This is a genomic window from Streptomyces sp. NP160 (assembly GCF_006335115.1).
Lineage (GTDB): Bacteria > Actinomycetota > Actinomycetes > Actinomycetales > Quadrisphaeraceae > Quadrisphaera.
The window spans coordinates 1-1,187 of record NZ_VDMJ01000096.1 but is presented as its reverse complement, the minus strand read 5'-3'; the positions used below and the strand labels follow the sequence as shown (position 1 = coordinate 1,187).

The following is a 1,187-nucleotide window of genomic DNA, read 5'->3' as shown; positions in this document are numbered from 1 at the left end:
GTCGAGCACCACGAGGGCCTGGCGCACGAAGACCAGGGTCATGAGGACGACGAGCACCGCCAGCGTGGTGCCCGCCAGCGGGCGGCGCGCGGCCTCGACCACCACCACCACCGTGGCGACCGCGAACGGCACGTACGGCAGCGCCTTGAGCGCCACCGAGCCCCTCACCGACCCGGCCACCGAGCCGTCCCCCGACTCGCGCACCGAGCCCCGCACGAGCGTCGAGGCTGCGATGACGGCGAACGCCGCGGTCCACAGCACGTCGAGCAGGCCGCCGGTCGAGAACTCGCCGGCAGCGCTGAGGTACACGAACAGCGAGTCGCTGACGGCCATGAGCGCCACGCCGACGGAGATGCCCACCAGTGCCCGGTCGGCCCGGGACCGCGAGAGCACCGCGAGGGCCGTGGTGAGCGCGATGATGTCCGAGACCGGGTACGCGGCGCTGGTGAGCAGGGCCAGCAGGGACGGCGCCACCTGGTGCACCAGGACGCCGAGCACCAGGGTCCAGCTGATGAGGAACAGCGCCACGGCGATGATCACGCCGTCCAGCAGGCTGCGCACGCGCGAGGTGGTGCGGACCGCGCCGTGGCTGATGGCGACGACCGCGAGGGGCGCGAGGGCGCCGAAGCCGAGGAAGCCGACGTCGGCGAAGGAGGGCGCGGGGACCTCGACGCGCAGCACCGACTCGTAGACCACCCACGCGCACTGGCCCGCGGCCCAGGACCCGGTGGCGGCGGTCAGCAGCCACCAGCCGCCGGGGCGGCGACCGGGGCCGTCGGCCGCGCGCTCCCGGCGGGCGCGCAGCCCGCTGAGCACGGCGGCCGCCGCGGCGACGGCCGCCTCGGTCACACCGACCACGGCCGTGCCGGCCGCCGGGGACAGGGCGAGGACTCGCTGCAGGGGGTCGGCGAGCGCGACGAGGGCCACCGGCAGCGCAGCGAGCAGCCAGGGGTGGGAGCGCCAGCGGTCACCGGAGCGGCGACGGCTCCGGTGCGCAGGGCGAGGGGTCACACCTGTCCATCGACGCCCCGGGGCCGGGCCGGAGCGGCAGGGAGCCCTGCTCACCCCGTCGGCGCAACGCCGGTCCCCCGCGGCGTCCCCCGCCGGCCCGGGACGCACGAAGGGCCGGCACCTCGCGGTGCCGGCCCTTCGCCTGCGGGTGGAGCTGAGGGGACTCGAACCCCTAA

General features: G+C 76.5%; 1 pseudogene. It reads right to left on the bottom strand.

The annotated features are described in order from the left end of the window. A pseudogene (locus tag FHN55_RS22080) lies at positions 1-1,011 on the bottom strand (hypothetical protein); the annotation flags it as partial. Positions 1,012-1,187 lie beyond the last annotated feature (176 nt).